This is a genomic window from Chitinimonas sp. JJ19 (assembly GCF_036961565.1).
Classification (GTDB): domain Bacteria; phylum Pseudomonadota; class Gammaproteobacteria; order Burkholderiales; family Chitinimonadaceae; genus Chitinimonas.
In genome coordinates, this window is record NZ_JBAMDD010000003.1 from 27,206 (window position 1) to 43,119 (window position 15,914).

A 15,914-nucleotide genomic window follows, 5' to 3' on the forward strand; every position below is an offset into this window, starting at 1 on the left:
GCATATAGAAATAGCCAATGCGGCTTTATGGCCGGGGTGGCTGCCTGGGTACAATGCGCGATACTCTGGAGTGTAAGCATGTACCCAACACTGGAAGACTTTGTCGGCAATACCCCCCTGGTCAGGCTCAAGCGCTTGCCGGGCACAAGCAGCAACGTGGTACTGGCCAAGCTGGAAGGCAATAACCCTGCCGGCTCAGTCAAGGACAGGCCGGCGCTGTCGATGATACGGCGGGCACAGGCGCGCGGTGATATCCAGCCCGGCGATACCTTGATCGAGGCCACCAGCGGTAACACCGGCATTGCCCTGGCCATGGCGGCGGCCATGATGGGGTACCGGATGCGGCTGATCATGCCGGAGCACCTCAGCATAGAACGGCGCCAGACCATGAAGGCCTTTGGCGCCGAGATCGTGCTGGTGACCCAGAAGCAAGGCATGGAGGGGGCACGCGATCTGGCGGAGCAGATGCGGGACGCGGGCGAGGGCATCATACTCGACCAGTTCGGCAACCCCGACAACCCGCTGGCCCATTATGAGGGCACCGGTCCCGAGATATGGCGCGACACACAGGGCCGCATTACCCATTTTGTCTCCAGCATGGGGACAACGGGCACCATCATGGGCACGGGGCGCTACTTGCGCGAGCAGAATCCCGCCGTGCAGATCATCGGTGTGCAGCCAGTGGATGGTGCTCAGATACCGGGCATACGCAAGTGGCCGGCCGAGTATGTGCCGGGTATCTGCGACTTTTCCAAGATAGATCGCATCATGGAAGTTACCCAGCAGGAAGCCGAGGCCATGACCCTAAGGCTGGCGGCAGAGGAGGGTATCTTCGCCGGTATCAGTTCTGGCGGGGCCATGGCGGCGGCGCTCAAGCTGTCGGCAGAGCTGGAGAACGCCACCATCGTCAGCATAGTCTGCGACCGGGGTGATCGTTACCTGTCTACTGGGGTGTTTCCCGCCTGAGTTCCTGGCTGGGGGAGGGAGGGGCTGTCGCCCCTCGCTCTGTCAGGCCAGGCCGATGCCAGCCAGAGCCAGCAGGCCCAAGACGGCAAATATCCCTGCGGCAACCTTGTGTACCAGGGCAACCGGCAGCGCTTTTGCCGCTTTGTCGCCCAGCCAGACCACGGGCGCATTGGCCAGCATCATACCGACGGTAGTACCGGCAATCACCCACCAATAGTCGCTAAAGCGTGCAGCCAGCGCCACCGTGGCCACCTGGGTCTTGTCGCCCATCTCGGCCAGAAAGAACGCGATCAGGGTGGTGCCGAACACCCCAAGGCGCTCGTTGAGGCGGGTGTCGTCGTCGAGCTTGTCCGGTATCAGCATCCAGCCGGCCATGGCGATGAACGAGATGCCCAGTATCCAGCGCATGGTAGTGGGGCCGATCAGTGCCATCAACCAACTGCCCACAGCACCGGCCAGCGCGTGGTTGACCAGGGTGGCGGCCAGTATGCCGAGTACGATGGGGATGGGCTTGCGAAACTTGGCCGCCAGCAGCAAGGCCAGGAGCTGGGTTTTGTCGCCAATTTCGGCCAACGCAACAATGCCGGTCGAGACGAGGAAAGCTTCCATGATTGATTTTCTCTGGGGCCGGCAACAAAAACCATAGACGCATGCCGCCGCGGCCCCTTGCCGGTCGGATGCGTCTGTGGTCTTGCCAGGTGGGATCGGGCGACCCCCTTGCCTACGCCATGGCCATGCGTGCCAAGTATGTTGACGTGGGCTTCCGCCAGGGCGGCGGAACGGCTACTCCCCAAAGACGGGACGATTATAACCGCAGCCCTGGCTCAAGTCATCGCTTCATTACACTTGCTCTGGGCGGTGTACGGCGGCCTTGGGCAGCAACAGGTTCAGCAATATCGCCAAGATGCCGCACAGACTTACGCCCGAGAGGCCAAAGCTGTCGCTGAAATTGACTGCCAGCCCGCCTATGCCGGTGACCAGTACGACAGAGATGATGCAGAGATTGCGCGGATCCCCCAGATCGACCTTGCCTTCCATCATGGTCTTGAGGCCGATGCTGGCAATGGAGCCAAACAGCAGCAGCATGATGCCACCCATGACAGGCAGGGGTATGGTGTTGAGGAAGGCGCCGAATTTGGCCACAAAGGCCAGCAGAATGGCAAAGCAGGCTGCCCAGGTCATGACGACCGGGTTGAAGTTGCGGGTGAGCATGACGGCACCGGTGACTTCGCCGTAGGTGGTCACTGGCGGGCCGCCGAACAGGCCCACCACGTTGACGGCCAGGCCGTCGCCCAGCAAGGTGCGATGCAGGCCGGGGCGCTCGGTAAAATCCTTGCCGGTCACTGAACCGATGGCCAGGATGCCGCCCACATGCTCGACGATGGGGGCGATGGCTACCGGTATCATGAACAGGATGGCGGCCAGGTTGAACTCCGGCTTGCCAAACTGGGGCAGGGCGAACCAGGGGGCGTCGATGACGGGCTGAAAATTGACCGCGCCAATGAATAGCGCTGCGATGTAGCCTGCTGCTACGCCAGCCAGAATGGGGACCAGCTTCATGATGCCACGCGCCTTGATGGCCACCAGCATGGTAGTGAACAGAGCAATGGCGGCCAGGCTGATCGCGGTGGCATAGGGCACTACCTGGTTGGCACCCGCCTTGCCGCTGGCCATGCCGACGGCGACTGGAGCGAGACCCAGGCCGATAACCATGACCACCGGGCCGATCACTACGGGCGGCAGGATGCGATGGATGAATTCCACCCCTCGCCATTTCACCAGCCCGGCGGCGACATAGTAGAAGAAGCTGGCGGCTGCCAGCGCACCCAGCGTGGCGGGCATGCCCCAGGTCTGTACCGAATAGGTAATGGGGGCGATAAAGGCAAAGCTCGAGCCCAGGTAGATGGGTACTTCACGGCGGGTGACCAACTGGAATATCAGTGTGCCGATACCCGCACCCAGCAGGGCCAGGCTGGGATTGAGCCCGGTCAGCAGCGGCACCAGCACGGTGGCGCCAAATGCCACAAAGAGTATCTGCGCGCCGCCTATGGCGGTCTTGAGCGTATCGTTCATCGTCTCCCCTAGGTAGTTAGCCGTGCTTGGTGCCGAATATCTTGTCGCCAGCGTCGCCCAGGCCAGGAATGATGTAGCCGTGTTCATTCAGGTGGCTGTCTATGGCGGCGGTGTAGATGTCCACGTCCGGGTGTTTTTCCGTCATCAACTTGATGCCCTCCGGCGCGGCGACCAGGACCAGGGCCTTGATGTGGCTGCAGCCGTTGCGCTTGAGCATCTCTACCGTGGCCACCATGGAACCGCCTGTCGCCAGCATGGGGTCGATGATCAGTGCGGTGCGCTCGGCCAGATCGCCGACGAACTTCTCGAAATAGGGCACGGGCTGCAGGGTTTCCTCATTGCGCGCCAAGCCCACCACGCTGATCTTGGCGTTGGGTACCATGTCCAGTACGCCGTCCAGCATGCCTATGCCGGCCCGCAGTATCGGCACCACGGTGACTTTCTTGCCTTTGATGCGCTCCACTTCCACTGGGCCGCACCAGCCGTCCAGCATGACTTTTTCCAGCGGGAAGTCCTGGCAGGCCTCGTAAGCCAGCAGGCGGCCTATCTCGGCTGTCAGCTCGCGGAACTTCTTGGTGCTCATATCGGCTTCGCGCGCCAAGCCTATCTTGTGGCGAACCAGCGGATGGCGAATCTCATGTACGGCCATGGTGTAACTCCCCCTTGTGCAAGGCAAATAACGGCGCGGAGCTTAGACGATAGGCAGGGTGATTGCACGGTGGTTTCGTCTATGCTGTCTGCAAGCCCTTGAAGTAAAGCAGTTTCATCGCTACCCTTCGCGCCTTTTCAAGCTTTGGGTAGGGTGCAGGAGATGGACATGAACATGAAAGATGAAATCATCAATGTGATGGCCGAGGCCGATTGCCTGCATAGCGATGCCGAGGTGAGCGCTGCGCTGGATCGTATGGCAGCAGACGTGACTGAGGTGCTCAAGCACGCCAATCCCTTGGTCTACGTGGTGCTCAACGGCGGCATCATTGCCGCTGGCCAGTTGTTGCCGCGCCTGCGTTTTCCGCTGGAGGTGAGCTATTTGCACGCTACCCGCTATGGCGACAAGACCCAAGGTGGGCGGCTGAACTGGAAGGTCAAGCCGACCGAGGACATGCAGGGCCGTACTGTGCTGATCGTCGACGACATCCTGGACGAAGGCAATACCCTGGCAGCCATCATCGAGTACTGCCGCGAGCAGGGGGCGACCGAAGTGCTGACGGCTGTGGTCGTCAACAAGTCGCATGACCGCAAGGCCTTCCCTGGCATGCATGCCGATTTCGTGGGCCTGGAGGTGGAAGACCGCTTCTTGTTTGGCTGCGGCATGGATTACAAGGGCTTCTGGCGCAACACCCTTGGCATCTATGCGGTGAAGGGGCTGTAGGGACTTCAGCCAGCTTGGCTGTTGGGGGGCAGTACGCCTGGGTTTTCGTGGCGCCTGCTACTCCCTCACCGCTGAGTTGATGACTGGCGCTCAGCGCGACTCCCGCAGCAACTGCGCGCATTGCCACAACCACCAGCCCATCCAGGCCCAGGCAGCCAGCATCAGCAATGCGCCGCTCCAGTGCGCCAGTGCTGCCAGGCCATGGTCCCATTCCAACAGGCCCAAGGGTTCCAGCAGGTTGTGCCAATCGTGGCGCTCGCTGCGGAACTCGACCATTTCCTCGTTCCATTCGCCTATCAGGGGCAGGTCCATGGCGCGGGCGTCGCCGATATACGGGGCAAGGTCGACAAAGTTCTGGCCCAGCCACCACAGGCAGGCTGCGGCAGCATAGGGCTTGCCCTCGCGCAGCAGGAAGGCCCCGCCCAGTATCACGGGCACCAGGCATTGGAACAGGCTGCCCCCGAGGAACAACATCCACTCGCCCAGGGGCCGGAACAGCAGGTGCCCGAATTCGTGAAAAGCCAGGTTGGCGCCGTGCAGCAAGGAGTTGCCGGCATCGCCGTTACGCCAGTCGCCAGCAATGAACCAAAGGCCCCAGACCACCAGGACCAGGGTCAGCAAGGCTTCACCCATAAGCACGGAAAGTTGCGCCTGCGCTGGTCGGTGAAACAATCGCGCCAGCAACAGGTGGCGCCAGCCTTCGTCTTCTGCCCCGGTGGTACTGGCTTGTTGCTGTGTGGGCAATTGGCCAGCCTGCCGTTCGATCAGGTACTGGGCATACTTGGCGAAGACCACACCGCAGCGCGGACAGGCGTTGCCAGTAGTCGCATCGGTGGCTTGGCGGGCATAGCCGCACTTGGGGCAGACGGGGCGTTCCATGGGCCTAGTTTATAAGATGAATGGGGCGCACGATGAATATGCAATCCATTCAACTGGTTCATGTCGTGCGACATGGTAAAATACCGGTCTTTACTCCCCCCACCTTCCTACGGAAGCCCCGCCATGTTCAAGCCGCTGTCCATCGCCCAATACGATTCCGAACTGTCTGCCGCCATTGAGAGCGAAGTCGTTCGCCAGCACGAGCACATCGAGCTGATCGCCTCGGAAAACTACACCAGCCCGGCCGTGATGGAGGCGCAGGGATCGCAACTGACCAACAAGTATGCCGAGGGTTACCCAGGTAAGCGCTTCTACGGTGGCTGTGAGTATGTGGACGTGGTGGAGCAACTGGCCATAGACCGCGTCAAGAAGCTGTTTGGCGCCGAGTATGCCAACGTGCAGCCCCATTCGGGCTCGCAGGCCAACCAGGCGGTGTACTTCAGCATCCTGAAGCCGGGCGACACCATCATGGGTATGAACCTGGGCCACGGCGGTCACCTGACTCACGGTTCGCCGGCCAACCTGTCGGGCAAGTTGTTCAAGATCGTGCCCTACGGCCTCAACGACAAGGAAGAGATCGACTACGACGAGATGGAGCGGATTGCGGTTGAAACCCAGCCCAAGCTGATCATCGGTGGCGCCTCGGCCTATGCCCTGCGCTTCGATTTCGAGCGCATGGCGGCCATCGCCAAGAAGGTAGGCGCCTACTTTATGGTGGACATGGCCCACTATGCCGGCCTGATTGCCGCAGGCGTGTACCCCAACCCGGTGCCGCATGCCGACTTTGTCACCTCGACCACCCACAAGACTCTGCGTGGCCCCCGTGGCGGCATCATCCTGGCCAAGGCAGAACACGAGAAGATGCTGAACAGCAATGTGTTCCCCAGCCTGCAAGGCGGCCCGCTGATGCATGTGATTGCGGGCAAGGCCGTGGCTTTCAAGGAAGCCCTGCAGCCGGAGTTCAAGAGCTATCAGGAGCAGGTGCTGAAGAACGCCGCCATCATGGCCAAGACCTTGGCCGAGCGTGGCCTGCGTATCATCTCTGGCCGTACCGAGAGCCATGTGTTCCTGGTGGATCTGCGGCCCAAGGGCCTGACTGGCAAGGCGGCCGATGCCTTGCTGGGCCAGGCGCACATTACCGTCAACAAGAACGCGATTCCCAACGATCCGGAAAGCCCCTTTGTCACTTCGGGCATCCGTATCGGCTCGCCGGCCATCACTACCCGTGGTTTCAAGGAAGAAGAGGCGATCATGGTGGCCAATTTGGTGGCCGATGTGCTCGACAAGCCCAATGACGAAGCCAATATCGCTGCGGTCAAGGCCAAGGTGCATGCACTGACCAGCCGCTTCCCGGTTTACGGCAAGTAAAGCTCGCTGGTGGTACAAAGAGAGGAGCGCTTCGGCGCTCCTTTTTCGTTTGGAGCACCTGCCCATCGCGCACTCTGCGCAGGCAGGCACATAATCAGGAAGCACCATGCCCTTGTTTCTGGACAGGATGGACGCGGCGGTAGATGAAGTATTGGCGCGCTTGCCAGGGGATATTGTCTTGGGGACACCCCTGGGCATAGGCAAGCCCAATCCCTTCATCAATCGGCTTTATCAGCGTATCAAGGCCACGCCTGCGCGCCGGCTCAAGATCATCACGGCCTTGTCACTGCAAAAGCCGGTGGGCGGCAGCGAGATAGAGCGGCATTTCTTGGCGCCGTTTGTTGAGCGGGTTTTCGGCGACTATCCCGATCTGGACTATGTGCTGGATTTGCGGGCGGGCAAGCTGCCGGCCAATGTCGAGGTGCTGGAGTTTTTCCTCAAGACGGGCGACTACCTGGGCAATGCCGAAGCCCAGCAGAGCTATATCTGTACCAACTACACCTTTGTGGCGAGGGACATGGCGCTGCATGGGGTCAATCTGCTGGCCCAGGCGGTTTCGGTGCAAGGCGATGGCGAGGGCATGCGCTTATCGTTGTCGAGCAACCCGGATCTGACCTTCGAAGTATTGGAACGTCTGCGGGCGGCGGGAGAAAACAAGGTTCTGACAGTAGCGGTCTTGAACCAGCACCTGCCTTTCATGCCGCGTCAGGCTGCAGTGGCGCCGGACTTTTTCGATATGGTGGTGACGGACGCAGTGGGCACCCACGCGCTCTTTGCGCCACCCAATATGAAAGTCAGCCCCCAGGACTACGCCATAGGCCTGCATGCAAGCAGCCTGATCAGCGATGGCGGCACTTTGCAGATAGGCATAGGCGCCTTGGGGGACGCCATTGCCCAGGCTTTGATACTGCGCGAGCAGCATAACGATGCCTACCGACGTTTGCTGGCGACATTGAGCCGTGGACAGTTGGGCGAGCGCCATCTGGGCGAGTTCGAGCAGGGGCTCTATGGTTGTTCGGAGATGTTCGTCAATGGGCTATTGCGCTTGATTGATGCGGGTGTGGTCAAGCGTGAAGTCTATGACGACGCGGTACTGCAGCGTTTGCTCAATCACGGCCATATCAGCCAGGTAGTCAGCGGCCACACGCTACGCCGCCTGCACGAGGCCGGTCGTATTGGGAATGTCCTGTCGGCTGATGAGGTGGCGTTTCTCGTCCACTTCGGCATCTTTAAACCCGGTGTGCAATGGCGTGATGGGCAACTGCACCACGAGGGCCAGGTATTCTCAGCTAGGCTCGATGATGGCGACGCCTTCCTGCAGATCGAGCGAGCGCTGCTGGGTGAGCGCTTGCGCGGTGGTGTCTGCCTGCACGGCGGTTTCTTCCTGGGCCCCAATGACTTCTATCAGCGGCTAAGGCAGATGTCGGAGCAGGAACTGGACCGTATCGAGATGCACCGCATCGACTTCATCAATCAGCTGGATGTACAGCATGCGCTCGCCAGCGTGCAGCGGCAGCGTGCCTGCTTTATGAACACCACCATGATGGTCACCCTGTTGGGGGCAGCGGTGTCGGACGGCTTGGAGAACGGTCAGCTGGTATCTGGTGTCGGTGGGCAGTACAACTTTGTCGCCATGGCACATGCCTTGCCTTGTGCCCGGTCCATCCTGATGTTGCGGGCGACGCGCGAAAGCCGGGGCAAGGTGAGTTCCAATATTGTCTGGAACTACGGCCACACTACCATCCCTCGACATTTACGTGACATGGTGGTGACTGAGTATGGCGTGGCTGATCTGCGCGGCCAACCCGACGCCGAAGTGATCAAGCGTTTGCTGGCAGTAGCAGACAGCCGCTTCCAGGACGAGCTGATGGAAACCGCCAAGGCCAATGGCAAACTGGAGCAGGCCTATCAGCTGCCGGATACGGTACGTCAAAACCTGCCCGAGGTACTGGCGGCGGGATTGTTGCCCTGGCAGCAGCCCTACCTGCCGGACTTTCCTTTTGGTACAGATTTCACTGCCGAGGAGCTGGCGATCATCGAGGCGCTGCAGAGAATGCGGCAAGCCAGTGAAAATCCGCTCGAACTGGTGGCAGCGGCGCTCAAAGGCCTGTTCACCGACAAAGAGGCACCGCCGGCCTGGCTGGCTCGCCTGGGGCTGGATGAGGCCAGCGATCTGAAGAATCTGCTGCTGCGCAAACTGTTTGTCGGAAATTTGTAAGCTGCGAGCGCCAGTTCAAGGTCTTTTCGCCTCGCGAACGACGGGGCGAAAAACCTTGAAACGACGCTTGGGTGCGTACTCAGATCAGCCGCATGGCGGCCAACGCCACGTGGGGTGTGCTGATCTTTTCGGGATAGGTGCTTCAGCGCTCCTTGGCGGGTGCTGCCATGCACGCTAGGCAGCTTGTGCTGGCTATGCGAATCGGGTTTCCAAAGGATATAATCCTATCCCCTGATTTTATTGAATTCTAATTATTCATTTTAATATCAGTTAGATAGGCTGCTTGTTCAATCAGCTGACCGGCAGTTTTTGTATATAAGACGATGGAAATAAGTATGGAAAACCTCTATCCAGCCGGCCCGGCCTCGGTGCCTGCTGATCTGACTGCGCCGACAGCGCGTTACAAGCGTAGTGCATGGCTGGCCGTCGCTGGCCTGATGTTTTTTGTCCTGCTTTACCTGTCACTTTCCGCATGGTTTGTCTGGCAGTCCTGGCGCCTTTGGATGGCAAGCGTGAATACCGATGCCGGCCTACAGTCTGTGGTGACTGCCGCCGCATCGGCGTTCCTTGCGGTATTCATGCTCAAGGCGCTGTTTTTCGTCAAGCAAGGTGGCGAGCCTGACGATATCGAGGTTACCGCCAAGGACGAGCCCACGCTGTTTGCCTTTCTGTACAAGCTTGCCGACGAGGCAGGCGCGCCCAGGCCGCATCGGGTATTTCTTTCGCCGCGTGTGAATGCCGCGGTGTTTTACGACCTATCCATCCTCAATCTGCTGTTCCCCTCGCGCAAGAACCTTGAAATTGGCTTGCCGCTGGTCAACGTACTGACGTTGGGCGAACTGAAGGCTGTATTGGCGCACGAGTTCGGCCATTTTGCCCAGCGCACCATGGCGGTGGGGCGTTGGGTCTATATCTCCCAGCAGATTGCCGGCCACATCATTGCCAAGCGCGACATGCTTGATGGCTTCCTTTCCGGTTTGTCACGGTTTGACATTCGTGTGGCCTGGATAGGTTGGATACTGTCGTTAATCGTTTGGTCTATCCGATCACTGCTGGAATCAGCTTTTCATCTGGTGGTGCTGGCACAGCGTGCGCTCTCGCGCGAGATGGAAATGCAGGCCGATCTGGTCGCGGTGTCGCTGACGGGCAGCGATGAGCTGGTGCATGCGTTGCATCGCCTTGGGGCGGCTGACGATGCCTGGGATCGCGCTGTGGGGTTTGCTGCAAGCGAGTTCGATGCTGGCCAGCGAGTGACTGATCTGTTTGCGGTGCAATCGCGGGTTATTGCCCATATGCGCACCATCCTGAACGAGCCGGACTATTGCCGACCTCCGGCCATTCCGGCCAGACAGCCGCAGGATCACCGCTTGTTCACGGCTGATCTCGCACAACCGCCCAGGATGTGGTCGACGCACCCGTTCAATCATGAGCGTGAAGCCAACGCCAAGCGCGTTTACCTGCCGGTGCCCGGCGAGAGCCGTAGTGCCTGGCTGCTGTTCCGTGATGCCGCCAAGTTGCGAGAAGACATGTCTGTCCATGTCTTCCGCTTGGCGGATGGCAAACCCACACCCATCGCCATGGAAGAAGCGCTGGAGAAGCTGGACAAGCAATTCCAGCGCGAGGATCTGAATCGCTTTTACCGTGGCGCATATCTGGGGCGTTCGGTGGTGCGGCATGTCGGTAAGCCGGGCGACCTTTATGGCCACATTGGTGCGCCTGCCCAGGCTGATATCGACGCACTGTATCCGGACAGCCTGGGGCACGAGCTGGATCGCTGGCGCAGCCTGGGTAAGGAGCTGGCGTTGCTTGAAGGCCTGAAGCAAGGCAGCATGACGGCGACCGATGGTGAGATACGCCATCGTGGCCGATTGCTGCGTCGGCGAGAATTGCCGGTGGTCATTGAAGAGGTAAAGAAAGAGTTTGAGCTTGTCGAGCAGCTTCTGCAGCAGCACGACAAGCAGTGCCGTACTGCACATCTGGCCATCGCCCGGCAGATGGGGCAGGGGTGGGAAGCGTATTTGCGCGGGTTGGCTGCGCTGATCCATTTTGCCGAGCATAGCCAGGCAGATGTACGCGATGCCCAGGGTGCCTTGGGCAATGTGCTCGCCATCGAAACGGCTGGCGGTAAAGTGGATTCGGCCGCAGCCGGGCGCATCGTGGCAGCGGCAAATCGCTTGCACACCATCATGAGCTTGCAGTACGGGCAACGCGCTACGTCCGTCTTGCCGGGGGATGCGGTGCTGGCGCGCATGCAGGCCACCGGCTGGTCACAGGCGCTGGGTGTGCTTGAGCTGCCCATGGCCAGCCTGGAAAACATCAATCAATGGCTAAAGGTCATTGATGGTTGGGTGAATGCCTACGCCAATGTACTGAGTGCATTGCGCGACGCAGCGCTGGGACAGTTGCTGAGTGTAGAAGGGCAACTGGCTAAGCAGTTCCGTGAAGGGCTCGTCGCTGAACCGGCACCCATCGCGCCGGTGGTGCCAGATGACTATCCGGTGTTGTTGCCTGGCAATGAACGACCCCGGCAAACCAAGCTGAAGTGGTGGGTGCGCTTCCAGATTGCGGATGGCCCTGTTGCCTTGGTTGCGCGCCTGCTGGTGGCGGGGGGCATTATTGGCCTTGTGCTGGGTTTTGGTGGCGGTGCGGCGCAAACAGATGTGACTGTCTACAACGGCTTTGGCGCACCGGTGCTGGTGAATGCCGCCGGCAGGCAAATCACGCTTGAATCGGGTACATATGAGTTGGTCGACCTGCCTAGCTTTGGCGATGTGAAGCTAGAGGCGCACACGCTGGATGGCCGCCTGATAGAGAGTTTTGAGCCAGAGCTGCAGGCGACCGCATTGCATTACGTCTACAACGTGGCGGGCGCAAGCCCCATGGTGGAGTGGACCGCCGTATATGGCAGCTACGCTGAGGAGGAGCCACGCTTCAAAGGTGCACCGCGCTGGTTTGCCACCGAGGCTGAGTACCGCTTCTCGCAGCCACCAGCTAGCATCGAAAGCAAGGGAAATGGCGGCAGGCGTGTTGCACTGGCGGGAGGGGGCAACGCAGGCCCCTATACCGAGCTGGGCATGCTGCCCGACGATGAGGGCGCACGCAAAGCCCTTGTGCTGCAACGGGCGCGCTGGGAAGGTGCAGAGTCTATCTATGCCATGCATTGGCTCATGCTGGCGCAGCCCTATCCGGAATACGCCGGCTTACTATCCGCACGCTTGAAGGAAGACCCGGAGGAAGTCATCAGCTTGCGGGCAGAACAGGATGCCAGTGGGGTGCATCATGCGGCTGTCTGCGCACGGCACAAGCAGCTTGCCCTGGCCAAGCCGGAGTCTCCTCAATTGCAGTATCTGGCTGTCCGTTGCCAGGAGAAAACCACTGCACGCGATAGCGCGATGATAGCGGGCGCCAAGCGTTGGCCTGAGCTTGGCTGGTTCTCACTAGGCGCTGCTTACGCAGAGGGTAGCCATCAGCGCTGGGCGGCGGCCGAGACCTACTTTCTGGGGGCGCATAAACGCCTACCGGCCATGCGCGATAGCATAGGTGTGGAGCTGGCCCGTATTTATCGCCTTAACAAGCAAAGGGTGCCCGACAACATTGTGGAATCGTCCAGCCAGTTGCGCTTGCAACAGGCCATTGAAGCTGCCGACCCGACACTGCAAGGTACGTTGAAGGCGACCTCACTGCTCGCGGGCGGGCAGCTAGATGCCGCACTGGAACTGGTGCGTGGTACACCGTCGGAAAGTTATATGGTGCGCATGGCTGCGGGCTCGGATGGTGCCGATGCGAAGCTGGTGCAACAGGCGCTGGCACTGGGCAAGGACGCTGGGCTGAGCCAGGACTCGGCTTGGGTGATGCTGGCATTGGCCGCCAGGGAGCGGGTGGATGGCAGCGTATATGCGGCAGCAATGACCGATATGGAACCGCAGGAGCGAGCGAGCCTGCTGGCTTTCCGCGATGCCTTGCTGGCCGGCCGCAATACTGCACAGGCCGAACGACTGCTGGATGGGTTGATGCCCAGTTTGCGTGGCGCAGCTTATGGCATGGGCGCCATCATGCTCGGCCCACAGGCGCCCAAGCATTGGCGCGAGGATAGCAAGCGCCTGCTGATGCCTTCTGAGCGGCCATATCTGGGGTGAGCTTCGTCACCTGTCTCATTTCATCGGGTTTTTTTGCGTTTCGTCGCAAGACCTCGGCTGTGGGCATGGGCTATGGCAACATGCCGCGCCGGTCAGCGCATGATCTGTCCCCTTGCCGTATGCGCAGGCGGCGAGTCCTGGGCGCGGCAAGATAGCCATATAAAGGAGCAATAACAATGAAGTGGAAAACCCTGCTCGCGGCCGGAGGCTTGGTGTTTGGCCTGACGGTTGCGCCGGCCCACGCCCTGACGGCCGATGAGGTGAAGACCTTTACGCTGGGCAATGGCATGAAGTTCCTGGTGCTGGAGAACAGTGCCATCCCCAATGCGAACTTCTACACCTTCTGGAAGGTGGGATCGCGCAATGAGGCACCCGGCATTACCGGGCTGTCGCACTTCTTCGAGCACATGATGTTCAATGGTGCCAAGGTCTATGGCCCCAAGCAGTTCGACCGCGTGATGGAATCCAAGGGTGGTTCCAACAACGCTTACACCTCCAATGATCTGACGGTTTACCAGGATTGGTTCCCCGCCTCATCGCTGGAAACCATATTTGCGCTGGAAGGCGACCGTATTGGCAATCTGGCCATCGACCCCAAGATGGTCGAGAGCGAGCGTGGTGTGGTGGCGTCCGAGCGCATCACGGGGCTGGAGAATTCCAACTGGCGCATGCTGAGCGAGGTGGTAGAAGCTGCCGCTTTCCGTGCGCATCCTTATTCCTGGCCGGTCATCGGGCATGAGTCCGATATCAAGGCCTGGACCCAGGAAGACCTGCGTCGTTACTTCGATACCTACTACGCCCCCAATAATGCAGTGGCCGTGATCGTGGGCGATGTGAAGTTCGACGAGGTGAAGCGTCTGGCTGAGCAATACATTGGGCCGGTACCCGCTCGCGCAGCGCCACCCGCAGTCCGCACGGTGGAGCCAGAACAGGTGGGCGAGCGCCGTGTGTTCGTGCGCAAGGAGTCGGTGACCACGCCCAATCTGATGGTGGCGTACAAGGTGCCGCAAACCAACCATCCCGATCACTACGCGCTGGATGTATTGCAAAGCCTGCTGGTCAGCGGCAAGACCTCGCGTCTCTACAAGGCGCTGGTGGACAAGCGCCTGGCCAGTGATGTGGATGCCGGGCAAGGCGATACGTTTGATCCCGGCCTGATGCAATTCTACGCTGTGGCTGCCGATGGCGTTGCTGCGGGCAAGCTGGAACAGGCCTTTACTGCCGAGCTGGATCGCGTGGTAAAGCAGGGCGTGACCGAGCAGGAGTTGCAGAAGGTCAAGAACCAGAAGGTGGTGGAGTTCTATCGCAGCCTGGAGACCATCAACGGCCAGGCGGCCAGCATAGGGCACTATGAGGTGTTCGGCGGCGACTACCGCAAGCTGTTTGATGTACCTGCTGCCTACAAGCGGCTCACGGTTGCCGATATCAAGACGGTTGCTGCCAAATACCTGAAGAAGTCGCAACGCACGGTTGGCGTGCTCGCGGCCAAGGAGGATTGATGATGCTGAAGATAACCTTCCTGGCTGGCTTGATTGCGCTGGCCGGTTCTGCCCTGGCAGGCGAATTCCGCCTGCCGGCCTATGCCACGGCCAAGCTGCCCAATGGCCTCAATGTCTACCTGATGGAGCGCCATGACGTCCCGCTGGTGGCCGTACGCGTGATCAGCCGTGCTGGTGGTGCGTTGGATGGCACCCAGGCTGGCCTGGCCAATTTGACGGCAGATGGCGTGCTGCTGGGCAGCAAGAAATACAGCAAGCAGGCACTGGATGATGCCTTTGATTTCCGTGGCGCCAATATCGGTGGTGGCAGCGGTGTCGAGTTCAGCATGGTGGCCGCCAGTTTTGCCCGCGATGATGTGGCGACCCTGCTGCCCATGCTGGCCGATATCGTCCAGCAGCCGAGTTTTCCGGAGCATGAGTTCGGCAAGCTGCGCGCACGCACCATGGATGAGTTGAAGCAGGCCAAGGAAAGCCCGCGCAACGTCATACGCAGTTATTACGCCAAGTTGCTTTATGGTGAAGGGGTTTATGGTAATCCGATAGAGGGGACGGGCAGCAGCCTGGCCAAGCTCAAGCGCAGCGATCTGGCGGCTTTCCACCGTCGCTACTATCGTCCTGACACCTCGGCCGTGGTGGTGGTAGGTGATTTCAAGACTGCTGAAATGCGTGGCCAGATAGAGCAGCTGTTCGGCGGCTGGCGCGCCGAGGGTGCGGCACCGGCGGCATTGCCGGCCAGCCCCACCCAGGCCAGCAAGGCGCGGGTGTTGCTGGTGAACAAGGAGGATGCGCGGGAAACCACCTTCTTGTTTGGCGGTGCGGGTATCTCGCGCGGCGACCCGGACTACGTACCCTTGCAGGTGATCAATACGGTGCTGGGAGGACGCTTCACTTCCTGGCTCAATGATGAGCTACGGGTGAACTCCGGCCTGACCTATGGGGCTGGCAGTGGCTTTACCACCTATGGCCAGAACGGCACATTTGCGGTATCCAGCTTTACCGCACTGCCCAAGACCGAAGCGGCGTTGGCGCTGGCCACCGAAACCTATCAGCGCCTGTGGACGCGCGGCATTGATGCCGAGACGCTGGAATCAGCCAAGGCCTATGTGAAGGGACAGTTCCCGCCCCGGTATGAGACGGGCGCGCAGCTTGCCGGTTTGCTGGGCGAGATGTTCATCTATGGTTTTGGCGATGAGCAGGTCAATCAGTTCAGCCAGAAGGTAGATAGCCTGACGCCGGAGCAGGCTCGTGTCCTGATAGACAAGCATTTCCCCAAGGACAAGCTGCAAATGGTGCTGGTCGGTAAGGCCGAGGCCATACGGCCCATCGCTGCCAAGTATGGCGAGGTGCTGGAGGTGGATATCAAGGCTGATGGTTTTGCCGCCAAGGCAACCAAGTAAGTCGTT

At 60.2% G+C, this 15,914-nt stretch carries 11 protein-coding genes and 1 riboswitch; of the genes, 7 read left to right on the forward strand and 4 right to left on the reverse strand.

What is annotated here, in order from left to right; translation table 11 throughout:
* Positions 1-78: 78 nt before the first annotated feature.
* A complete protein-coding gene (cysM, locus tag V7714_RS04635; protein ID WP_335708666.1) occupies positions 79-966 on the forward strand; it encodes a cysteine synthase CysM in 888 nt (295 codons plus the stop codon).
* A gap of 42 nt (positions 967-1,008) precedes the next feature.
* On the opposite strand, the gene V7714_RS04640 is transcribed toward cysM, so the two are convergent.
* The 3 genes from V7714_RS04640 to upp all read right to left on the reverse strand — a co-directional run bounded on the left by V7714_RS04640 (position 1,009) and on the right by upp (position 3,688).
* Positions 1,009-1,575: a TMEM165/GDT1 family protein gene (locus V7714_RS04640; RefSeq protein WP_335708667.1), complete on the reverse strand. Its 567-nt coding sequence runs from the start codon at positions 1,573-1,575 to the stop codon at positions 1,009-1,011.
* A 14-nt stretch (positions 1,576-1,589) separates the two neighbouring features.
* A riboswitch (yybP-ykoY riboswitch) is annotated at positions 1,590-1,770 on the reverse strand.
* A gap of 36 nt (positions 1,771-1,806) precedes the next feature.
* On the reverse strand, positions 1,807-3,039 hold the full coding sequence (locus V7714_RS04645) for a uracil-xanthine permease family protein (protein WP_335708668.1): 1,233 nt from the start codon (positions 3,037-3,039) through the stop codon (positions 1,807-1,809).
* Positions 3,040-3,055: 16 nt separating this feature from the next.
* Entirely contained in the window at positions 3,056-3,688 is a 633-nt protein-coding gene (upp, locus tag V7714_RS04650; protein WP_284196325.1) for a uracil phosphoribosyltransferase, read from the reverse strand.
* Positions 3,689-3,856: 168 nt separating this feature from the next.
* Between upp and V7714_RS04655 the strand changes: the two genes are divergently transcribed.
* Positions 3,857-4,411 carry a hypoxanthine-guanine phosphoribosyltransferase gene (locus tag V7714_RS04655; protein WP_335708669.1) on the forward strand — a complete coding sequence of 185 codons (555 nt, stop codon included), beginning with the start codon at positions 3,857-3,859 and terminating at the stop codon, positions 4,409-4,411.
* A 90-nt stretch (positions 4,412-4,501) separates the two neighbouring features.
* Here V7714_RS04655 and V7714_RS04660 read toward each other — a convergent pair whose 3' ends face one another.
* A complete protein-coding gene (locus V7714_RS04660) occupies positions 4,502-5,290 on the reverse strand; it encodes a TFIIB-type zinc ribbon-containing protein (protein WP_335708670.1) in 789 nt (262 codons plus the stop codon).
* Positions 5,291-5,413: 123 nt separating this feature from the next.
* On the opposite strand from V7714_RS04660, the gene glyA reads away from it, so the two are divergent.
* The 5 genes from glyA to V7714_RS04685 all read left to right on the forward strand — a co-directional run bounded on the left by glyA (position 5,414) and on the right by V7714_RS04685 (position 15,908).
* Complete coding sequence (gene glyA / locus V7714_RS04665) at positions 5,414-6,658, forward strand: serine hydroxymethyltransferase (RefSeq protein WP_284196322.1); 1,245 nt, start codon at positions 5,414-5,416, stop codon at positions 6,656-6,658.
* A gap of 106 nt (positions 6,659-6,764) precedes the next feature.
* On the forward strand, positions 6,765-8,876 hold the full coding sequence (locus tag V7714_RS04670; RefSeq protein ID WP_335708671.1) for an acetyl-CoA hydrolase/transferase C-terminal domain-containing protein: 2,112 nt from the start codon (positions 6,765-6,767) through the stop codon (positions 8,874-8,876).
* A 335-nt stretch (positions 8,877-9,211) separates the two neighbouring features.
* On the forward strand, positions 9,212-13,012 hold the full coding sequence (locus V7714_RS04675) for a M48 family metallopeptidase (RefSeq protein WP_335708672.1): 3,801 nt from the start codon (positions 9,212-9,214) through the stop codon (positions 13,010-13,012).
* Between the two features lie 176 nt (positions 13,013-13,188).
* Positions 13,189-14,511, forward strand: coding sequence for a M16 family metallopeptidase (locus V7714_RS04680; protein ID WP_335708673.1), 1,323 nt, complete (start codon positions 13,189-13,191; stop codon positions 14,509-14,511).
* Positions 14,511-15,908 carry a M16 family metallopeptidase gene (locus V7714_RS04685; RefSeq protein ID WP_335708674.1) on the forward strand — a complete coding sequence of 466 codons (1,398 nt, stop codon included), beginning with the start codon at positions 14,511-14,513 and terminating at the stop codon, positions 15,906-15,908. The genes V7714_RS04680 and V7714_RS04685 overlap by 1 nt, the downstream gene beginning before the upstream one ends.
* Positions 15,909-15,914 lie beyond the last annotated feature (6 nt).

Coding starts and splice junctions, on each gene's coding strand:
- V7714_RS04655 (WP_335708669.1), top strand. CDS start 3,857: ATGAACATGAAAGATGAAATCATCAATGTGATGGCCGAGGCCGATTGC.
- upp (WP_284196325.1), bottom strand. CDS start 3,688: ATGGCCGTACATGAGATTCGCCATCCGCTGGTTCGCCACAAGATAGGC.
- V7714_RS04660 (WP_335708670.1), bottom strand. CDS start 5,290: ATGGAACGCCCCGTCTGCCCCAAGTGCGGCTATGCCCGCCAAGCCACC.
- V7714_RS04685 (WP_335708674.1), top strand. CDS start 14,511: ATGATGCTGAAGATAACCTTCCTGGCTGGCTTGATTGCGCTGGCCGGT.
- V7714_RS04670 (WP_335708671.1), top strand. CDS start 6,765: ATGCCCTTGTTTCTGGACAGGATGGACGCGGCGGTAGATGAAGTATTG.
- V7714_RS04680 (WP_335708673.1), top strand. CDS start 13,189: ATGAAGTGGAAAACCCTGCTCGCGGCCGGAGGCTTGGTGTTTGGCCTG.
- V7714_RS04675 (WP_335708672.1), top strand. CDS start 9,212: ATGGAAAACCTCTATCCAGCCGGCCCGGCCTCGGTGCCTGCTGATCTG.
- V7714_RS04645 (WP_335708668.1), bottom strand. CDS start 3,039: ATGAACGATACGCTCAAGACCGCCATAGGCGGCGCGCAGATACTCTTT.
- V7714_RS04640 (WP_335708667.1), bottom strand. CDS start 1,575: ATGGAAGCTTTCCTCGTCTCGACCGGCATTGTTGCGTTGGCCGAAATT.
- cysM (WP_335708666.1), top strand. CDS start 79: ATGTACCCAACACTGGAAGACTTTGTCGGCAATACCCCCCTGGTCAGG.
- glyA (WP_284196322.1), top strand. CDS start 5,414: ATGTTCAAGCCGCTGTCCATCGCCCAATACGATTCCGAACTGTCTGCC.